General features: G+C 35.7%; 16 protein-coding genes and 1 pseudogene. 8 read left to right on the top strand and 9 right to left on the bottom strand.

The window, feature by feature from the left end; all coding sequences use genetic code 11:
• Window positions 1-164 precede the first annotated feature (164 nt).
• The 6 genes from FEZ33_RS05285 (at window position 165) to FEZ33_RS05260 (ending at window position 5,593) form a co-directional block, all read left to right on the top strand.
• Window positions 165-1,328, top strand: a complete 1,164-nt coding sequence (locus FEZ33_RS05285) for an ABC transporter substrate-binding protein (protein ID WP_138404363.1) — start codon at window positions 165-167, stop codon at window positions 1,326-1,328.
• A 279-nt stretch (window positions 1,329-1,607) separates the two neighbouring features.
• Complete coding sequence (locus FEZ33_RS05280) at window positions 1,608-2,486, top strand: branched-chain amino acid ABC transporter permease (protein WP_138404362.1); 879 nt, start codon at window positions 1,608-1,610, stop codon at window positions 2,484-2,486.
• Between the two features lie 8 nt (window positions 2,487-2,494).
• The gene (locus FEZ33_RS05275; RefSeq protein ID WP_138404361.1) at window positions 2,495-3,466 is read left to right on the top strand and encodes a branched-chain amino acid ABC transporter permease; all 972 of its coding nucleotides are present in this window, start codon (window positions 2,495-2,497) and stop codon (window positions 3,464-3,466) included.
• Window positions 3,463-4,239, top strand: a complete 777-nt coding sequence (locus tag FEZ33_RS05270; protein ID WP_138404360.1) for an ABC transporter ATP-binding protein — start codon at window positions 3,463-3,465, stop codon at window positions 4,237-4,239. Before FEZ33_RS05275 ends, FEZ33_RS05270 begins: the two co-directional genes overlap by 4 nt.
• Window positions 4,239-4,943, top strand: a complete 705-nt coding sequence (locus tag FEZ33_RS05265) for an ABC transporter ATP-binding protein (protein ID WP_138404359.1) — start codon at window positions 4,239-4,241, stop codon at window positions 4,941-4,943. The genes FEZ33_RS05270 and FEZ33_RS05265 overlap by 1 nt, the downstream gene beginning before the upstream one ends.
• Window positions 4,944-4,945: 2 nt before the next feature.
• Window positions 4,946-5,593 (top strand): CBS domain-containing protein, encoded by a 648-nt coding sequence (locus FEZ33_RS05260; protein WP_138404358.1) that lies wholly within the window; start codon window positions 4,946-4,948, stop codon window positions 5,591-5,593.
• A gap of 54 nt (window positions 5,594-5,647) precedes the next feature.
• On the opposite strand, the gene FEZ33_RS05255 is transcribed toward FEZ33_RS05260, so the two are convergent.
• The 8 genes from FEZ33_RS05255 to FEZ33_RS05225 form a co-directional block, all read right to left on the bottom strand.
• The gene (locus FEZ33_RS05255) at window positions 5,648-6,118 is read right to left on the bottom strand and encodes a glutathione peroxidase (RefSeq protein WP_171031292.1); all 471 of its coding nucleotides are present in this window, start codon (window positions 6,116-6,118) and stop codon (window positions 5,648-5,650) included.
• Window positions 6,119-6,146: 28 nt separating this feature from the next.
• On the bottom strand, window positions 6,147-6,860 hold the full coding sequence (locus tag FEZ33_RS05250; protein WP_138404356.1) for a YebC/PmpR family DNA-binding transcriptional regulator: 714 nt from the start codon (window positions 6,858-6,860) through the stop codon (window positions 6,147-6,149).
• A 704-nt stretch (window positions 6,861-7,564) separates the two neighbouring features.
• Window positions 7,565-8,539, bottom strand: a complete 975-nt coding sequence (gene guaC, locus FEZ33_RS05245; protein ID WP_138404355.1) for a GMP reductase — start codon at window positions 8,537-8,539, stop codon at window positions 7,565-7,567.
• 30 nt (window positions 8,540-8,569) lie between these two features.
• Window positions 8,570-10,198 (bottom strand): ABC-F family ATP-binding cassette domain-containing protein, encoded by a 1,629-nt coding sequence (locus tag FEZ33_RS05240; RefSeq protein ID WP_138404354.1) that lies wholly within the window; start codon window positions 10,196-10,198, stop codon window positions 8,570-8,572.
• Between the two features lie 243 nt (window positions 10,199-10,441).
• Complete coding sequence (locus FEZ33_RS12710) at window positions 10,442-11,380, bottom strand: polyphosphate kinase (protein WP_268951503.1); 939 nt, start codon at window positions 11,378-11,380, stop codon at window positions 10,442-10,444.
• A complete protein-coding gene (locus FEZ33_RS05235; protein ID WP_268951502.1) occupies window positions 11,373-12,662 on the bottom strand; it encodes a polyphosphate kinase in 1,290 nt (429 codons plus the stop codon). Before FEZ33_RS05235 ends, FEZ33_RS12710 begins: the two co-directional genes overlap by 8 nt.
• 28 nt (window positions 12,663-12,690) lie before the next feature.
• Window positions 12,691-14,244 carry a Ppx/GppA family phosphatase gene (locus FEZ33_RS05230; RefSeq protein WP_138404353.1) on the bottom strand — a complete coding sequence of 518 codons (1,554 nt, stop codon included), beginning with the start codon at window positions 14,242-14,244 and terminating at the stop codon, window positions 12,691-12,693.
• A gap of 16 nt (window positions 14,245-14,260) precedes the next feature.
• Window positions 14,261-14,737: a nucleoside 2-deoxyribosyltransferase gene (locus tag FEZ33_RS05225; RefSeq protein WP_138404352.1), complete on the bottom strand. Its 477-nt coding sequence runs from the start codon at window positions 14,735-14,737 to the stop codon at window positions 14,261-14,263.
• Between the two features lie 174 nt (window positions 14,738-14,911).
• On the opposite strand from FEZ33_RS05225, the gene FEZ33_RS05220 reads away from it, so the two are divergent.
• Complete coding sequence (locus FEZ33_RS05220) at window positions 14,912-15,433, top strand: DUF308 domain-containing protein (RefSeq protein ID WP_171031291.1); 522 nt, start codon at window positions 14,912-14,914, stop codon at window positions 15,431-15,433.
• A 38-nt stretch (window positions 15,434-15,471) separates the two neighbouring features.
• On the opposite strand, the pseudogene FEZ33_RS05215 reads toward FEZ33_RS05220, so the two are convergent.
• Window positions 15,472-15,849, bottom strand: a pseudogene (locus tag FEZ33_RS05215) (IS30 family transposase); the annotation flags it as partial.
• A gap of 177 nt (window positions 15,850-16,026) precedes the next feature.
• Between FEZ33_RS05215 and FEZ33_RS05210 the strand changes: the two are divergent.
• Window positions 16,027-16,922 (top strand): transposase (locus FEZ33_RS05210; protein WP_138404349.1); only part of this gene is annotated, 896 nt, incomplete at its 3' end.

Here is a 16,922-nt window from a genome sequence, read left to right as displayed (position 1 = left end):
TGTTTGTATCTATGAGGTGCTAGTTATTTTGATGCCCACATAGATTGATTTCTAGAGTGGGAATATCTGATACACTTTTTCAAAGTGAGCGAAGAAACCTGACCTAGATAATCTGTCTAGGTCAGGTTTTTTGTTGAAAAATTATTCCTGAGGAGGAGTACAAAATGAAATTAAGAAAATTAGCGTTGTCTTTATTAACAGGATTAGCAGTCGGGTCGAGTTTATTAGGAGCAGGTCAAGTATTAGCGCAAGATACTGTAAAAATCGGTGGAAACTTTGAATTAACTGGAGATGCAGCGGCTTACGGAACACCCATGTCAGAGGCGGCAAAATTAGCAGTTAAAGAAGTAAATGAAAATGGTGGAGTATTAGGTGGTGAGGTTGAATACGTAGAGTATGATAATACATCAGATTTAACTGAAGCTGCTTCAGTTGCTCAGCGATTAGCATCTGAAGACGTTGTCGGAATTGTAGGACCAGCAACAACAGGTGACTCTAACGCACAAATTCCAGTCATTCAAGAAGCAGCAGTTCCAGCAATTTTACCAGCAGCAACGGGGAATGGTATGACATTAGACGATAATGGAGATGTGTTTGAGTATTTATTCCGTGTAGCATTTGAAGATGCATTCCAAGGCCGTGCGGCAGCATCTTATGTTACTGAAACATTAGGTGCACAAACAGCAGCATTATTCGTTGACCAATCTACGGACTATGCGACAGGGCTAGAGCAGGCATTTACTGAAGAGTTTGAAGCTTTAGGAGGACAAGTTGTTACAACTGAGTCATTCCAATCAGGCGATACTGATTTTACAGCATCGTTAACATCATTACTATCTCAAGAGTTTGATGTACTTTATGTACCTGGTTACTATACAGAAGTTGGTTTATTAATTAAACAAGCACGTGAATTAGGAATTACACAACCGATTGTCGGAGGGGACGGTTTAGGTAACCAAACTTTAGTTGACTTAGCAGGTGCAAGTAACGTTAATGATGTTTATTACACAGCTCACTATTCTCCCTTAAGTGACGACGAAGATTTACAAGATTTTTTAACAAAGTTCGAAGAAGAATATGGTAAACAAGCGGATCAATTCGCAGTGTTAAGTTATGACGCGACAATGTTATTATTAGATGCTGTTGGGCGTGCTAGATCAGCTGATCGTCAAGCAGTTACAGATGCTTTAGCAGCGACGGAAACATTTGATGGGTTAACGGGTACGTTCTCAATTGACGAAGATCATAACCCAGTTAAAGAAGTTTTAATGTTGCAATTAACAAATGGTGAAGTTGCAAACGTAGAAGCTGTTAATGTGGGTGAATAGCAACACGTTTTAAGACATAAACTGTAAGCTATTAACATGTTTGTTATTAGCTTACAGCCTTTTTATTAGAATTAGATGAGGAGTATTCAATAAAATATATAATTTGTATAAGTGTAGCGTAAAAAGGGTAGAGAGAGAGTAATGAAACGATTACATTTGATTTTTTTATTGGAATTATTAGAATTAAGTTAATTCATTTAAGAAAACCGGTTGTAAAATTAGAAAGTCTATATTATACTCTTATAAATTATTAAATTTTAACAAGAAAGGAATTTTATTATGCAACTATTTTTGCAGCAACTAGTAAATGGTGTTGCTTTAGGTAGTATATACGCATTGATGGCCTTAGGTTATACAATGGTATATGGTACGATTAAATTAATTAACTTTGCACATGCCGATTTATTTATGATGGGTGCCTTTGTAGGGTATTACTTAGTCACAGTTTTAGAGATGAACTTATTCTTAGCAATGTTAATTGCTATGATATTTTGTGCAATTTTAGGAGTCGTCATTGAACGTGTTGCATATAAGCCTTTACGTAATTCAACTCGAGTAGCTTCTTTGATTACAGCTATTGGTGTGTCTTATTTTCTACAGAATACTATGATTTATTTCTTAGGTCCGGAAGTTAGAGCTTTTCCGTCACCACTTGAGACTTCAATCTATCGTATAGGTAATATTGTAATTAACTCTAAACAAATTTTAGTATTTGCTATTACAGTGATCTTAATGATCTTACTGTATATAATTGTTCAACGTTCAAAAATGGGGAAAGCAATGCGAGCTGTTGCCGTAGACTCAGAAGCGTCACAATTAATGGGGATTGATGTGAACCGCGTTATTTCCTTTACATTCGCCTTAGGTTCAGGACTTGCAGGTATTGCCGGTGTCCTAGTTGGTGTTTATTATAATTCAATCTCTCCAGGTATGGGTACAGCTTTAGGTCTAAAAGCCTTCGTAGCTGCCGTTGTTGGAGGCGTTGGGTCAATTCCTGGAGCAATGGTTGGTGGATATGTCATTGGTATTCTAGAAACAATTGTTACTTTCATGGGTGGATCAATGTATAAAGATGCCGTAGTTTATGGATTATTAATTGTTATCTTACTGGTACTTCCTTCAGGGTTGTTTGGTAAGAATGTTAAAGAGAAAGTTTAGGTGAGAACATGCAAAGAATACATTTACGAAGTATATCATGGTTAGCGCTAGCGCTCTTTGGTTTTGCGGCAATCTACTTTCTAACTTCAACAGGCGTTATTAATCCATTCTACCGAATTACATTGATGACAATTATGTTGAACGTTATTTATGCAGCAGGTTTAAACCTTATCTTAGGAGTCGCCGGTCAATTCTCATTAGGACATGCCGGTTTTATTGCTATTGGAGCTTATTCAGCTGCCATCTTTACAAAAGAAATGGACAATAGTACATTAGGTTTATTTGTTGGGATTGCAGTCGGAATGGTCATTGCAATGATCGTGGCATTATTAGTTGGTGTCCCTACTTTAAGACTGAAGGGTGATTACTTAGCTATCGCAACACTTGGTGTTAGTGAGATTATCCGTGTTCTAATTAATAATTTACGTGATATTACAAATGGTCCAGCAGGTATCAGTGGTATTCCATTAGTAACAACTTGGGAGTTAGTTTATATCTTCTTAATTATCATTGTAACGATTATTGTATGTTATACATATAGTAGTAGTGGACGTGCCACTTTAGCAATCAATCAAAACGAAATTGCTGCTGAGGCCATGGGAGTGAGTGTTACTAAATATAAAGTTATGGCTTTTGTTATTGGAGCAATGACGGCAGCTGTTGGTGGGTCACTTCAAGCGACATTCATTGGTATCGTAACGCCAAGTGATTATACATTTAACCGTTCAATTGATGTATTAATCATTGTCGTATTTGGTGGTATTGGTAGTTACACTGGTACTTTCATTGCTGCGATATTATTAGGATTACTTAACTTATTCCTTCAAGACTATGGTCAATTGCGTATGGTTATTTATGCCGTTGCCTTAGTGCTAATTATGATTTTCCGCCCAGGAGGGTTATTAGGAACTTGGGAATTCAAATTTGGTAGTATCGTGGACAGATTATTTGGAAGTAAAGATAAGGAGGCAGTTTCATGAGTCTATTAGAAGTCGATAAATTAACAAAAAACTTCGGTGGATTAGCAGCCGTATCAAATGTTTCCTTAGAGTTGAACGAGGGTGAATTAGTTGGATTAATTGGCCCTAACGGAGCAGGGAAGACAACATTCTTCAACCTTTTAACTGGCGTATATAAACCAACAGAAGGAACAATTAAATTAAAAGTTGATGACGAAATGAAAGAACTAAATGGTAAGCGACCAGATAAAATTAACGGAATGGGCTTAGCGAGAACATTCCAAAACATCCGTTTATTCCCAGATATGACCGTACTTGAAAATGTTCAAGTTGCGATGCATCGAGAAGATGGGAATTCAATGTTCTCAAGTATCTTTAGAACATCCGCTTATTATGAAACAGAAAAAAATATGCGTGAAGAAGCGTTTGAATTATTGTCAATTTTTGATTTGGCTAAACATGCCAATGATAAAGCGAGAAATTTAGCTTACGGGCAACAAAGACGCTTAGAAATTGTACGTGCGCTAGCAACAAAACCAAAAATCTTATTCTTAGATGAGCCAGCAGCCGGAATGAATCCGAATGAAACAGCTGATCTAACATCATTAATTGCACAAATTCGTGAGCAATTTAACTTGACGATTGTGTTAATTGAACATGATATGTCACTCGTTATGGATATATGTCAAAGAATTTATGTGTTGGAATATGGGCGTTTGATTGCTGAAGGTACACCGAAAGAGATTCAATCAAACGAAGATGTTGTTCGTGCATACTTAGGAGGGGATAGTTAATGTTAAAAGTAAATAATCTCCAAGTAAACTATGGAATGATTAACGCGGTTCGTAACGTAAGCTTTGAAGTAAATGAAGGTGAAATTGTAACATTAATCGGAGCAAACGGAGCAGGGAAATCGACGATTCTTAGAACAATTTCTGGTTTAGTTAAAGCTTCTGGCGGATCGGTTGAATACGAAGGTAAAAACTTAGAGAAATATTCACCTAAAAAGATTGTTGAAGCTGGAATTTCTCAAGTACCCGAAGGCCGTCACGTATTTAAAGGCTTAAGTGTTAAAGAAAATTTAGAATTAGGTGCGTTTTTACGTAAGGATAAAGATCAAATCGAACAAGACTTACAAAACGTTTATAAACGATTCCCAGTATTAAGTGAACGTCTGAAACAAGACGCTTCAACTTTATCTGGTGGAGAGCAACAGATGTTAGCCATGGGTCGTGCTTTAATGTCTAAACCTAGATTATTATTACTCGATGAGCCATCGATGGGACTTGCACCCATTTTCATTAAAGAAATTTTTAGTATCATTGAATCCATCCAAAAACAGGGAACAACCGTGCTTTTAATTGAACAAAATGCTAAAATGGCATTGCAGATAGCTACACGAGGCTACGTGTTAGAGACTGGTAAAGTTGTTTTATCTGGATCTGGTGAAGAGTTATTAGCAAGTGATGAAGTTCAAAAAGCATATTTAGGAGGATAAAAATGTACGTAAAAGATTATATGACAGCAGAATTAATTACGATTACACCTCAGACTTCTGTGACTGAGGCTCAAGATTTATTACGTAAACATGATATTAATCGTCTGCCAGTTTTAAAAAATGATAAGCTCGTTGGGTTAGTAACGAAAGATTTAATTAATCGTAACTTACCATCGAACGCGACCAGTTTAAGTCGTAACGAAATTAACTACTTATTAGAGAAAACAACTGCAGAAGATATTATGGCTACAAAGTTATTCTCGGTGAATCCAGATACACTATTAGACCATGCAGCAACAATTATGTCTGAGAATAATTTAGGTGTCTTAGTTGTCTTAGAGAACGAAAGATTAGTCGGAGTCATTACAGACAAAGATATCTTTAATGCATTCGTGGATATATCAGGAACGCGCGAACCTGGGACGACTATAGTTGTTGAGTTAGACAAAGACCGTGAAGGTGTGATTGAAGAAATTGGTGATGCCTTAGTTGAGTCAGATAATAACCTAACTCATATGATTGTTTACTATCATCTTGAGAATTCAATTCGAATTGTCATCAGTGTGAATACAGATAGAGTGGATAATTTAGTTCAAGCTATTGAAAAGCGTGGTTATGAAGTTAAATCAGTAACAAAAAAACCAAATTAAGATATAGAGAAAGGCCGTTCCAAACGAAGAGGTTTGAGACGGCCTTTTAAATATTTATAACAGTTCTTGAATATCTTTTTTGAAACTTATAGGTTTAGTTGTTGGTGGATATCTTTTTACTACCTTACCTTGACGGTCAATTAAAAAAATTGTGAAATTCCATTTAATATCATTGTTAAGTAAGCCGCCTTTTTCTTGTTTTAACCATTGGAACACAGGCTCAGCGTTCTTTCCATTGACATTCACTAATTCATTCAATGGAAACGTCACACCAAAATTAATCTCACAACTTTCTGCCATAGAATTATTGGTTTGATCTTCTTGTTTAAATTGATTGCTCGGGAAGCCAATGACGGTAAAATCTTGTTCTTTGAATTCTTGGTAAAGTGCTTCTAGCTCTTCGAATTGGGAATTGAGAACACATTGTGTGGCAGTATTCACAATCAATAAAACGTGATTATTGTAATCATTCAATCGATAGGGATCACCATTGCTTCGAATAAGTGAAAAGTCAGGTAGTGGCATAATATCTCCTTCTCTAATTAAAGTTATCTTATAGATCTACGTTATGATAAACCTTCTGAACATCCTCGTCATCTTCAAGTGCATCAATGAGTTTTTCAAACTGAGCTAAATCATCTTCCCCAAGTGATACTTCTGATTTAGGAAGCATTTCTAATTCAGCAACTTCGAACTTATCAATTCCAAATGCTTCAAGTGCGTCTTTAATATGGCTGAAATCTGTTGGTTCACCATAAACAACGACTTGGTCATCTTCTTGTTGAACGTCACGGACGTCAACATCAGCTTCGAGTAAAGCCATCATTATTTCTTCAGCATCTTGATTAGCAATTACAAATACAGCTGTGTTATCAAATAAATAACTAACTGAACCACTGACACCCATGTTACCGCCGTTTTTACCATATAAAGAGCGGACATTTCCAGCAGTACGATTTACATTATTCGTTAAGGCATCTACGATAACCATTGAACCACTTGGACCGAAGCCTTCGTAACGTAATTCTTGGAATTGCTCATCATCTGACCCTTTTGCTTTATCTACAGCGCGATCGATAATATGTTTAGGTACATCATAAGTCTTTGCACGTTCAATCGCAAATTTTAGTTTTTGGTTTAAATCGGGATCAGGTTCACCTGATTTTGCTGCTGCATAGATTTCAATACCAAATTTCGCATAGACACGGGAAGTGTCTTGGTCTTGTTTCGCTTTCTTTTCTCTGATATTCATCCATTTACGTCCCATTAACTTCACTTCTCTTTCTTAGTTTATCTTATATTATTATAACCATAGTTTCTTAAATTGTTAAATAATAAATTGGTGAGTGTAATTAAGATAAAAGTATACACTTAGAATGCGATGTTGACAAGTTTGAGAGTCAGTGGGTCAAGAACGAATTTTTAATATAAAATGCATATTTATATTAAAATAATGAGGTATATAAAGTAGCAGTAAAAATTAAAAGTAGGTGGATTGTTTTCTCTCTCTTAATTATCAATCTTTAATTGATAACTATAATGCTGAATTTAATGCACTTTATCAATATGAATCTTGATTATCAAGTGGTTCTAGGGGCGGGGGTAGCCGGGGCACGTCATTATTAGCCAGTCGAGTAAATAAAGCGATTAAGTTATAAGGAGTGCCCAAAGAGGCGATTATCCTAGAGAATCAGGCGACGAATACAGAAGAGGACATCTTAGTTCATATGCTAAGATGACGTCGCAAAAGCTCAAATTTTCGGTTGTAACGAGTGCTTATCATGTCTTTAGGGCTTTATTAATTATTTATAGTTTAACGACACATGTATGTAAAAATAATCATCACTTTTACAGTGATATACATATTGATAAATACGGTAATTTTGTTGCTGTTATAAGTTAATACAAAAAGGATGTTAAATGAGTCTTGAAACTCATCTAACATCCTTTTTTGTTTATAGGGCGAAGAAATTATCTGTCACCATTATAAATTGTATTACGAACTAAAACATAATCAACGTGACGAATGGCTTCCAATTTGTTACCACCTGCATAAGAGATGGCTGATTGTAAGTCTTGTTGCATTTCTACTAATGTATCAATTAATTTTCCACGTGCACGGATCATTTCGATTTTTCCTTCAACGTTTTTGTGCTCACCTTTTTGATGTTCAGATGCACTACCGAAGTATTCTTTGTACATTTTACCATCGATTTCGCGTGATTTACCTGGGCTTTCTTCGTGGGCTGCAAATAATGATCCAATCATTACCATTGAAGCACCGAAGCGTACAGCTTTAGCAATATCACCATTGTGACGGATACCACCATCAGCAATAATTGGTTTTGTTGCAGCTTTCGCACAAGCACGAACAGCAGCTAATTGCCATCCACCTGTACCAAAACCAGTTTTTAACTTAGTAATACATACACGACCTGGTCCAACGCCGACTTTAGTAGCGTCTGCACCAGCGTTTTCTAATTCACGAACAGCTTCAGGTGTACCCACATTACCAGCAATTAGGAAAGTCTCAGGTAAGTATTCTTTAACAAAACGAATCATATCGATAACATATTCTGAATGACCGTGAGCAACATCAATTGTGATATACTCAGGAACAATTTTTTCTTCAGCAAGTTGACGAACAAAGTCATATTCATAGTCTTTGATACCAACACTTATTGAAGCGAAGAGTCCTTTTTCGTGCATCATTTTAACGAATGGAATACGTCCTTCTTCGTCAAAACGGTGCATAATATAAAAGTAATCATTCTCAGCGAACCAAACTGCAAGTTCTTCATTCATGACTGTTTGCATATTTGCAGGTACTACCGGAATTTTAAATTCACGTGGACCAAACTTGATAGATGTATCACACTCAGAACGACTTTGTACGATACTTTTATTAGGGATCATTTGAACATCTTCGAAATCAAAAACTTCCATTATATTAATTAAGTCTCCTTTTAATCTGTTTTAGGCGTTGTATAAAGCTTCCAGACGATTTTGTACATCTTGATCATTAACATATTCTTCATATGTAGAGTTAATACGATCAAATGAACCGTTTGAAGTGACTTCAATCACTCGGTTACATGTTGTATTTAATACTTCAAAGTCATGTGAAGCCATTAAAATGGCACCTTTAAATTTAATTAAACCTTCGTTTAATGCAGTGATTGACTCTAAGTCTAAGTGATTTGTCGGTTGATCTAAGACTAATACGTTTGCTTTAGAAAGCATCATCTTAGAAAGTAGGCAACGGACTTTTTCACCACCAGATAATACATTCACTGGTTTCATAACATCTTCACCACTAAATAACATTCTTCCTAAGAAACTGCGTAAGAAAGTATTGTCTTGTTCTTCTTTTGAAGCGTATTGTCTTAACCAATCGACAATAGTTAATTCAACACCATCAAATTCATCACCAGAGTTACGTGGTAAGTAAGTTTGAGAAGTTGTTACTCCCCATTCAACTGTTCCGGTATCTGGTTCCATGTTCCCCATAAGAATTTCAAATAGGGCAGTTGTTGCGTTGTCGTTACGACTTGAAAAGGCAACTTTATCTTCACGGCTAAGTGTAAAAGTAATGTTGTCTAATACTTTTTCTCCATCAATGGTTTTTGAAACACCTTCAACGCGTAATAAGTCATTACCAATTTCACGCTCGGGTGAGAAGCCAACAAATGGATAGCGACGTGAAGAAGGTTGGATATCATCTAAAGTGATTTTATCTAACATTTTTTTACGTGATGTCGCTTGTTTAGACTTAGATGCGTTCGCAGAGAAACGAGCGATAAAGTCTTGTAATTCTTTAATTTTCTCTTCTTTTTTCGCGTTTTGGTCAGCTTGCATTCTTGCAGCTAGTTGGCTTGATTGTAACCAGAAATCATAGTTACCTACGAATAGTTTAATCTTACCAAAGTCTACATCCGCCATGTGTGTACAAACTGTATTTAAGAAGTGACGGTCATGGGAAACAACAATCACTGTGTTAGGGAAGTCCATAATGAAATCACTCAACCAGTCAATGGCTTGCGCGTCTAAACCGTTAGTCGGCTCGTCCAGTAATAAGTTATCTGGTTTACCGAATAATGCTTGAGCAAGTAAAACTTTGATTTTATCCGCTTCATTTAATTCACGCATTAATTGATTATGCATGCTTGTATCGATACCTAAACCTTGAAGCATATCACTCGCTTCAGATTCAGCTTCCCATCCGCCCATTTCTGCGAATAGTCCTTCTAATTCACCTGCTCGAATACCATCTTCATCTGTGAAGTCTGGCTTCATATATATAGCATCTTTTTCTTTCATTGTTTCGTATAATTCTTTATAACCCATCATGACAGTTTCAATCACCGTATGGTCTTCGAAGCCATAATGGTTTTGGCTTAATACAGCCAGACGTTCTTCTGGGTCCATACTAACGTTTCCGGTAGTTGGTGTAACGTCACCAGATAAAATTTTAAGAAATGTTGATTTTCCAGCCCCATTCGCACCGATAACTCCGTAGCAGTTTCCAGGCGTAAACGTAATATTTACTTCATCAAAAAGCTTACGATCTGGGAATTGTAAACTGACGTTAGATACATTTATCATTCTTTTTCCTCCCATTGGAATACTCATTCGTGCCCTTAATACTTTTTGGCACCACCAGATATATTAACACAAAAACTTAATAAATAAACCATAAATATACAAAAATTCAAAAAAAGCTTTGATTATTATCGGAATTTATTTTAAACACTTTAAAATAGCTTATACTCAGCCTAATCAAGCTTTATTTACACAGAAAAAAGTGCCAGCGAAATAACTCTCACCAACACTTTTCGTTTAAGAAAATTAGTTATTAAAGCGACGTAAAATACGTGTAAACCAATACTCTTTTTTCTTACTTTCAATTGTCATTGTCTGAATCGCTTCAGTAGCAGCATTCGCACGTTTCATTAATTCATTTTGAGAATTTAAATGAGTGGCAGTTCGATCTGGACGAACATAGTCTCCGTCATATTGCAAGACGCGCGCTTTCATTGTATCTGCTAATTGCAATTCAAGAATATCAAGTACTTCCGCTTCGATATCTTGATCTAAAATTGGAAACTCAATTTCAACACGTTTTGTCATATTACGTGTCATCATATCTGCAGAAGATAGGAATAGGTGTTTTTTGCCATTACGGTTAAAGTGATAAACACGACTATGTTCTAGGAATCGCCCAACGATACTGCGTACGTGGATATTATCTGAAATACCTGGTATACCTGGACGCAAACAACAAATACCTCGAACGATTAAGTCGACTTTCACACCAGCTTGACTTGCTTCATATAATTTTTGAATCAAAGGTTTATCAGTTAATGAATTCATTTTCGCAATAATACGCCCATTGCCATATTGTTTTTGATAATCAATCTCTTCATTAATGTAATCAATTAAGGAATCACGAATCTCAAAGGGAGAGACGTGAAGATGCTTATAAGTCGGTCTTTCTGTATATCCACTTAAGTAGTTAAAGAAACTAGATGCATCACTAGCTAATTCATCGTGAGAAGAGATGACTCCCATATCTGTATAAGTTTTTGCTGTTTTGTCATTATAATTTCCAGTGCCTAGATGAATATATCTCTTAATCTTATTGTCGTCTTTACGAATAATTAGCGTGATTTTACTATGTGTCTTCAACTCGCTCACACCATATAGAACGTGACAACCAGCTTCTTCTAATTCACGAGCCCAATAAACGTTATTTTGTTCATCGAATCGTGCTTTTAATTCAACCAAAAACAGTCACTTCTTTACCATTCTCAGCGGCTTTTTTCAAAGCAGAAATAATGGGGGAATTTTTTGATACACGATAAAGCGTTTGTTTTATTGCAATCGTATTCTCATCTTCTGCCGCTTGTTCCACAAAGGATATTACCGGCTTGAAGGAGTCGAATGGGTGATTAAAGAAGATATCTTTTTTATCAGCCTCATCGAATAAGCTCTCACCTAAATGTTTTGGATTTAAATGCGGTGTAAATGGTTTATATAACTGCTCAGGGTGTTCCTCACCAATTTGGTCAACAAGTGAGAACAGATAAGTAAGATCAAGCGGACCATCAACCAAGTAGATATCTTGGTCAGCTAATTCAAGAACATTTTGTAAAAATGCATGAAGCTCTGAATTATAAGTTTTTACACCACGTGTATCGATTTCTAAACGGACAGCCATTCCTTTTTTTCTACTTTTAACATAATCTTCAATCAGTGCGAGTAAGTCTGCGGCACTGTCTTCAATGATGTCGAAGTCTGCATTTCGCGTAATACGGAATGGGTAAGTGTACTTAATTGTGTAACCAGCAAATAAAGCGCTGATGAAATGAACGATAATATCTTCTGTTAATATAATTGTACGTTTCTGACCCACTTCAAGCGTTGTATAGCGATCTAATAATGAAGGAATAGGAACGATTGCAGTAAGTTCTTCCTTTTTCTTTTCAAGTTGAACAAGAATATTCAAACTCTTATTGGATAAGTGTGGGAAGGGTTTATATGCATCGACTCCCAATGGTGATAAAGTTGGAAGAATCAAGTCTGTAAAATATCTTTCTGCTTGAGCCAATTCTTCTTCATTTAATTCATTCATTCCTTTAATTGAATAATTCAAGGCGTTCAAATTGGGAATTATTTCGTTATAGCGTTTATATTGTATATCCACATTATCGTGGTTCTTCTCACTAATACCTTGTAATAAGTCTTTAGGAGTCATTTGAGTTTTGTTTTCAGCGACTTTTACTCCAGCTAAAAATTGATCATAAACTCCAGCCACGCGGACCATGACAAACTCATCTAAGTTTGAAGAGCCTATAGCTAAGAATTTTAATTGCTCAAGTAAAGGATTCTCTTTATCAAAGGCTTCATCAATACAACGACGATTAAAATCTAACCAACTTAATTCTCGGTTAAAGTAGTAATTAGGATTATCTAAGTTAATCGTTGTCTCTGATGTATTCGTTTGATTTGAAGAATCATGATTCACGACGCTATCCACCATTTTATTATCTTTCGTTTGTTTATTCACAAAATACTCCTTTCCCATTATTGACTAATTATTTTTGAATGAATTCGATTTCTAAATCTCCATCTAATGCTCTTTCAAAATGCTTGGCATGGCGCATACTCCGGTATTTTTCTGCAATCACTGGAGCAGAGTGATAGATGTCAAGTTTATAATTGTTATCTTTAGTGCGATATAGTTTTAAATCTTCTATCGGACCAGTTTTTGAGTCATTTAAAGCAGAACTAAATTTTAAGACGCCACCTAAAACTTCTAAGTCACTAATCTCATCATCTGTTAACCAATTCTCATAGTTTGTTAAATATTGCTTAAATAGTGATCGGTTACGGTAACTTGCTAGTAATGCAAGTCGTAATCGTTTTGGATGTGAAAAACCCATTAAATTCATGTTTGAAAGCAGATAGAATGTATGCTGAGAATCAGCTTCTGGACTAATAAAACCACCAAAACGGTAAATATAAGCTGCAAACTCTATTTCTTCCTGAGTTTCGTAACTGTACGTCAATAAGCCGAGAATACAAAGTTGTTGATATAAGCTAATAATAATGTCGACGATGATTTGAGAACCGACTGTATTAATAGGAAAATCACGGACAACTTGACGAATCGAACGGACGCGAATCAGTTGGTTATCTAATGGAGAATTGTAGGTTTGATTAATGTATTTGAGAATAATACCTTCCCGTAAACCTTGTGATGACAGTTGGAATGTTTTGGCTTTAACCACTTTAAAAAGTTCTAGAAAAACAATATTAGCAGGAATAATCAAATCTCTACGATCGGCACTAAGACCTTCAATGTCAGTCATATCATCAATATCCGTTGATATAAATAAATTAAGTGTTTCTTCAATGTCATCTTCATCCATAGAGTAGCCGTGAACGCCGGCCATTTGATAATCAACTAAACGTTGATGAACATTAGCAATGTTACGGGCTGACCCACCAATTGCTACAATAGGTAGTTTCGCTTTTTTTATCCAATCAAACTGTTTAAACTGCTTGCGGACATATTCTTGAACTGCTTCGATGGCATTAGGATCATTGTGGTCTTTATCTTGGAAGAATTGCTTGCTTAAACTCACAGCCCCAAAAGGAAAACTGTGGTATTGAACCATGTTTTTATCTTCGTAATAAGTAATCTCACAACTTCCACCACCAATATCGATCGTAATCGCATCATTAACGACTGTCGAATGAGTGATAGCGTACTGACCGTAACTCGCTTCCTCTTCTTCAGAAACAAGATTAATATCCAAACCAGTGGCTTCTTTTACTTGTTCAAGGATACTTGCTTTATTAACAGATTGGCGCACAGCTGCGGTAGCCATAGGAAGGATTTGAGCCACATTAAACGATTCAGCTACGGCTTTAAAACTAATTAAAGTTTCAATTAATTTATCAATACCGTCTTGAGCCATTTGAGGATTTTTACCATCCTTATCTGTAATTAGATACTGCGAAAGACGAGCAGGTGTTTTAATATTTTGGATTTCGATATAGTTGTATTGCTCATCCAACCCGAATATCACAAGTCGAATCGTGTTGGAACCAATATCGATAACCCCGATAACTTCTTTATACATAAAAGGCTCCTTTCATTTATAAGTAATTTGAAATACGTTCGATTAATTTTTGGGATGTATTGACGATTTCTCCGTTTAATTTTATTAATCCAACTGTATACAGATTAACATAAGGAAACTGAGATTCGGCAACATCTTGCAGTGCATCTAATTTTTCTTGGTTATCCGCACCCTGGTGACGTTGGTCAGAATGAAGGCCAATGACAGGTATTCCTGCTTGATAAGCAACACCAATTTCTGAAGCAACACCTGGGTCAATGACTAACCCGTCTAGTATCGCAACAACTAAATCACTTTTTAACACAGCCTCTGTATCAGCTTTAGCAATCATCATTGAATCTGCATAACTTTGTTTATCATTAATATCACCTTGTTCTTGAGGTAAGAACACAGTGCTTTCTGTATATTTTTCTCTAATTTGTTTAACTAATTGAGCGTTATAATTTAATTCCATTTCACTAAATAATGGGCTTGCAAAATAAATTTGTGACATATAAATAATTCCCCTCTCGTTTATATATTTATTATAACTGAGGAGGTCAGAATGCTCAATTGAGAAGGTGAAGTTATTACTTTTTAAGTGCAGGTTTATCAAGTATATAAATTGATATTATAAAAATCTCACGTTAAAATAATTATATAATTTATAATGAAAGAGGTGGTTTCATTGTCAAAAACTGAGAATGGATTTAATTGGTGGTCACTTATTGTTGGAATTATTTATATTATTTTAGGGATACTTGCATTTAACAACCCACTTGGAAGTGCCAGTTTTGTCATATATTTATTTGCTTTTGCGATAGCATTTAAGGGGATTGCGCAAATTATAATTCGTAATCGCTTAAAAGAATACACAGGGATGACGAATAATTGGATGATTGTGATTGGTATCATCGATATTATTATTGGTGTATTCTTATTCTTTAACGTCACTGCCGGTTTTATTGCTTTACCAATCGTATTTGCGGTGTGGTTTATCATTGATTCAGTCATTGCCTTGATATCAGCAAGAACGATTAGAAAATATAGTAAAAGAAATTTCTGGTTAATTGTGTTTTTATCTATTATAAGTATCATCATTGGAATCATATTAATCTTTAATCCAATCGCATCAATTCTGACAGTTGCTTATTTAGTTGGGATTTACTTCACGCTAAACGGCTTATCATTTGTAATCCAAGCTTTTTAATATGTTGAATTGCAATAAGTATTGCGACAATTTTTTATTTACTCAATTAATAAGAGTTCGTGTAAAAATACTTCCAAGGGTGTTTGGTAATCTAAGCATTTCCTAGGACGATTATTCATTAACCACAAAGCTTGATTGAGTTCTTGGTAAATCACTCTAGCGAGGTCTGTTTTCTTAGGAAAAAAATCACGCAGTAAACCGTTAGAGTTCTCATTGGTTCCTCTTTGCCAAGCACTATAAGCATCGGCAAAATAAAAATCAATCCCTGCTGCTTCGACCTCAGGATAACAAGCAAATTCTTTTCCTCGATCTGAGGTAAAGGACTTTAAAGCTTCCTTAGGTAAGTTTTCTCTCAAATCTTCAATCGCAGTTTGCATAGCAACTTTAGAGCGATTTGGCATGGGTAAAGCAATATATATACCAATGTCATTAAGTTAAGAAAAAGTCTGTCGAATTAATCGATAGGCTTTTTTTCTGCCATTTTTTATCAAATCTTATTCAAAAAAGACCTGAAAATTAAGCGTAAATACTTGACAACCCAAAAAACACCTAAAAAATCTCACTTGATTAGAGATTTTTTAGGAGGAATTAATGTGAATAACTATCAAAAAATAACGTATCAATATCTACAGTCAGCGATTCAATCCGTTTGTCAAAATCGGGAAGAACATGTCTATTATCCTTCCGCTGATTTTACTCGGAAACGCAAACTGCCCATGTCGGTTGTTATTGAATCGATTATTAAATTCGGCGCTCAAAGCCTTAACAGCGAATTACTTGAACAATGGAACTACCATGTCGAAACTCCCACCGCTTCAGCTTTTGTTCAAGCACGTGCAAAATTAAAACCCAGTGCTTTCAAAGCAGTGTTTGACCTATTTAATCAATCTTTTGATAAAGCCAAACGGTTTAAAGGCTATCAATTGCTTGCCCATGATGGGTCTGATTTGCCCTTACCACAGAACGTAAAAGCCCATGATAATCACTTTAAACGTGGGAATGCCAATGGCTACAACGTGATTCATGTCAATTTTTTATATGACCTCTTAAATAAACAGTTTCTTGATGTGGATTTTCAGAACAAACGTCAAACAGATGAACGTTCAAGTCTCTGCCAAATGGCCCAAAAGATAAAACCGACACAGCCCGTTATCTTTATAGGTGATCGAGGCTATCCTTCCTTTAATCTGTTTGAACATCTTCAGCGCCTTCAACACAAATACGTCATTCGATGTAAAGATGTCAATCGCAAAGGATTTTTGCGCAAATCCGATGTGCCAGATACGGATGAATTCGATACAATTGTTTCTTTAAAGTTGACCTACTCCCGAACCAAAGCGATTAAAGACGATCCATCTTTTCGGTTCCTATCAACCACGTCTAAGTTTGATTTTTTAAAACGAGGCAGTAAGGATTATTACGAAATACGTTTCCGAGTGGTTAGACTCAAGCTAAGTGAAAGCACCTACGAGTGCTTGATAACAAATCT

It is taken from the genome of Ruoffia tabacinasalis (assembly GCF_005864045.1).
In the GTDB taxonomy this organism is placed as follows: domain Bacteria; phylum Bacillota; class Bacilli; order Lactobacillales; family Aerococcaceae; genus Ruoffia; species Ruoffia tabacinasalis.
This window is presented reverse-complemented; position numbering and strand designations above follow the sequence as displayed.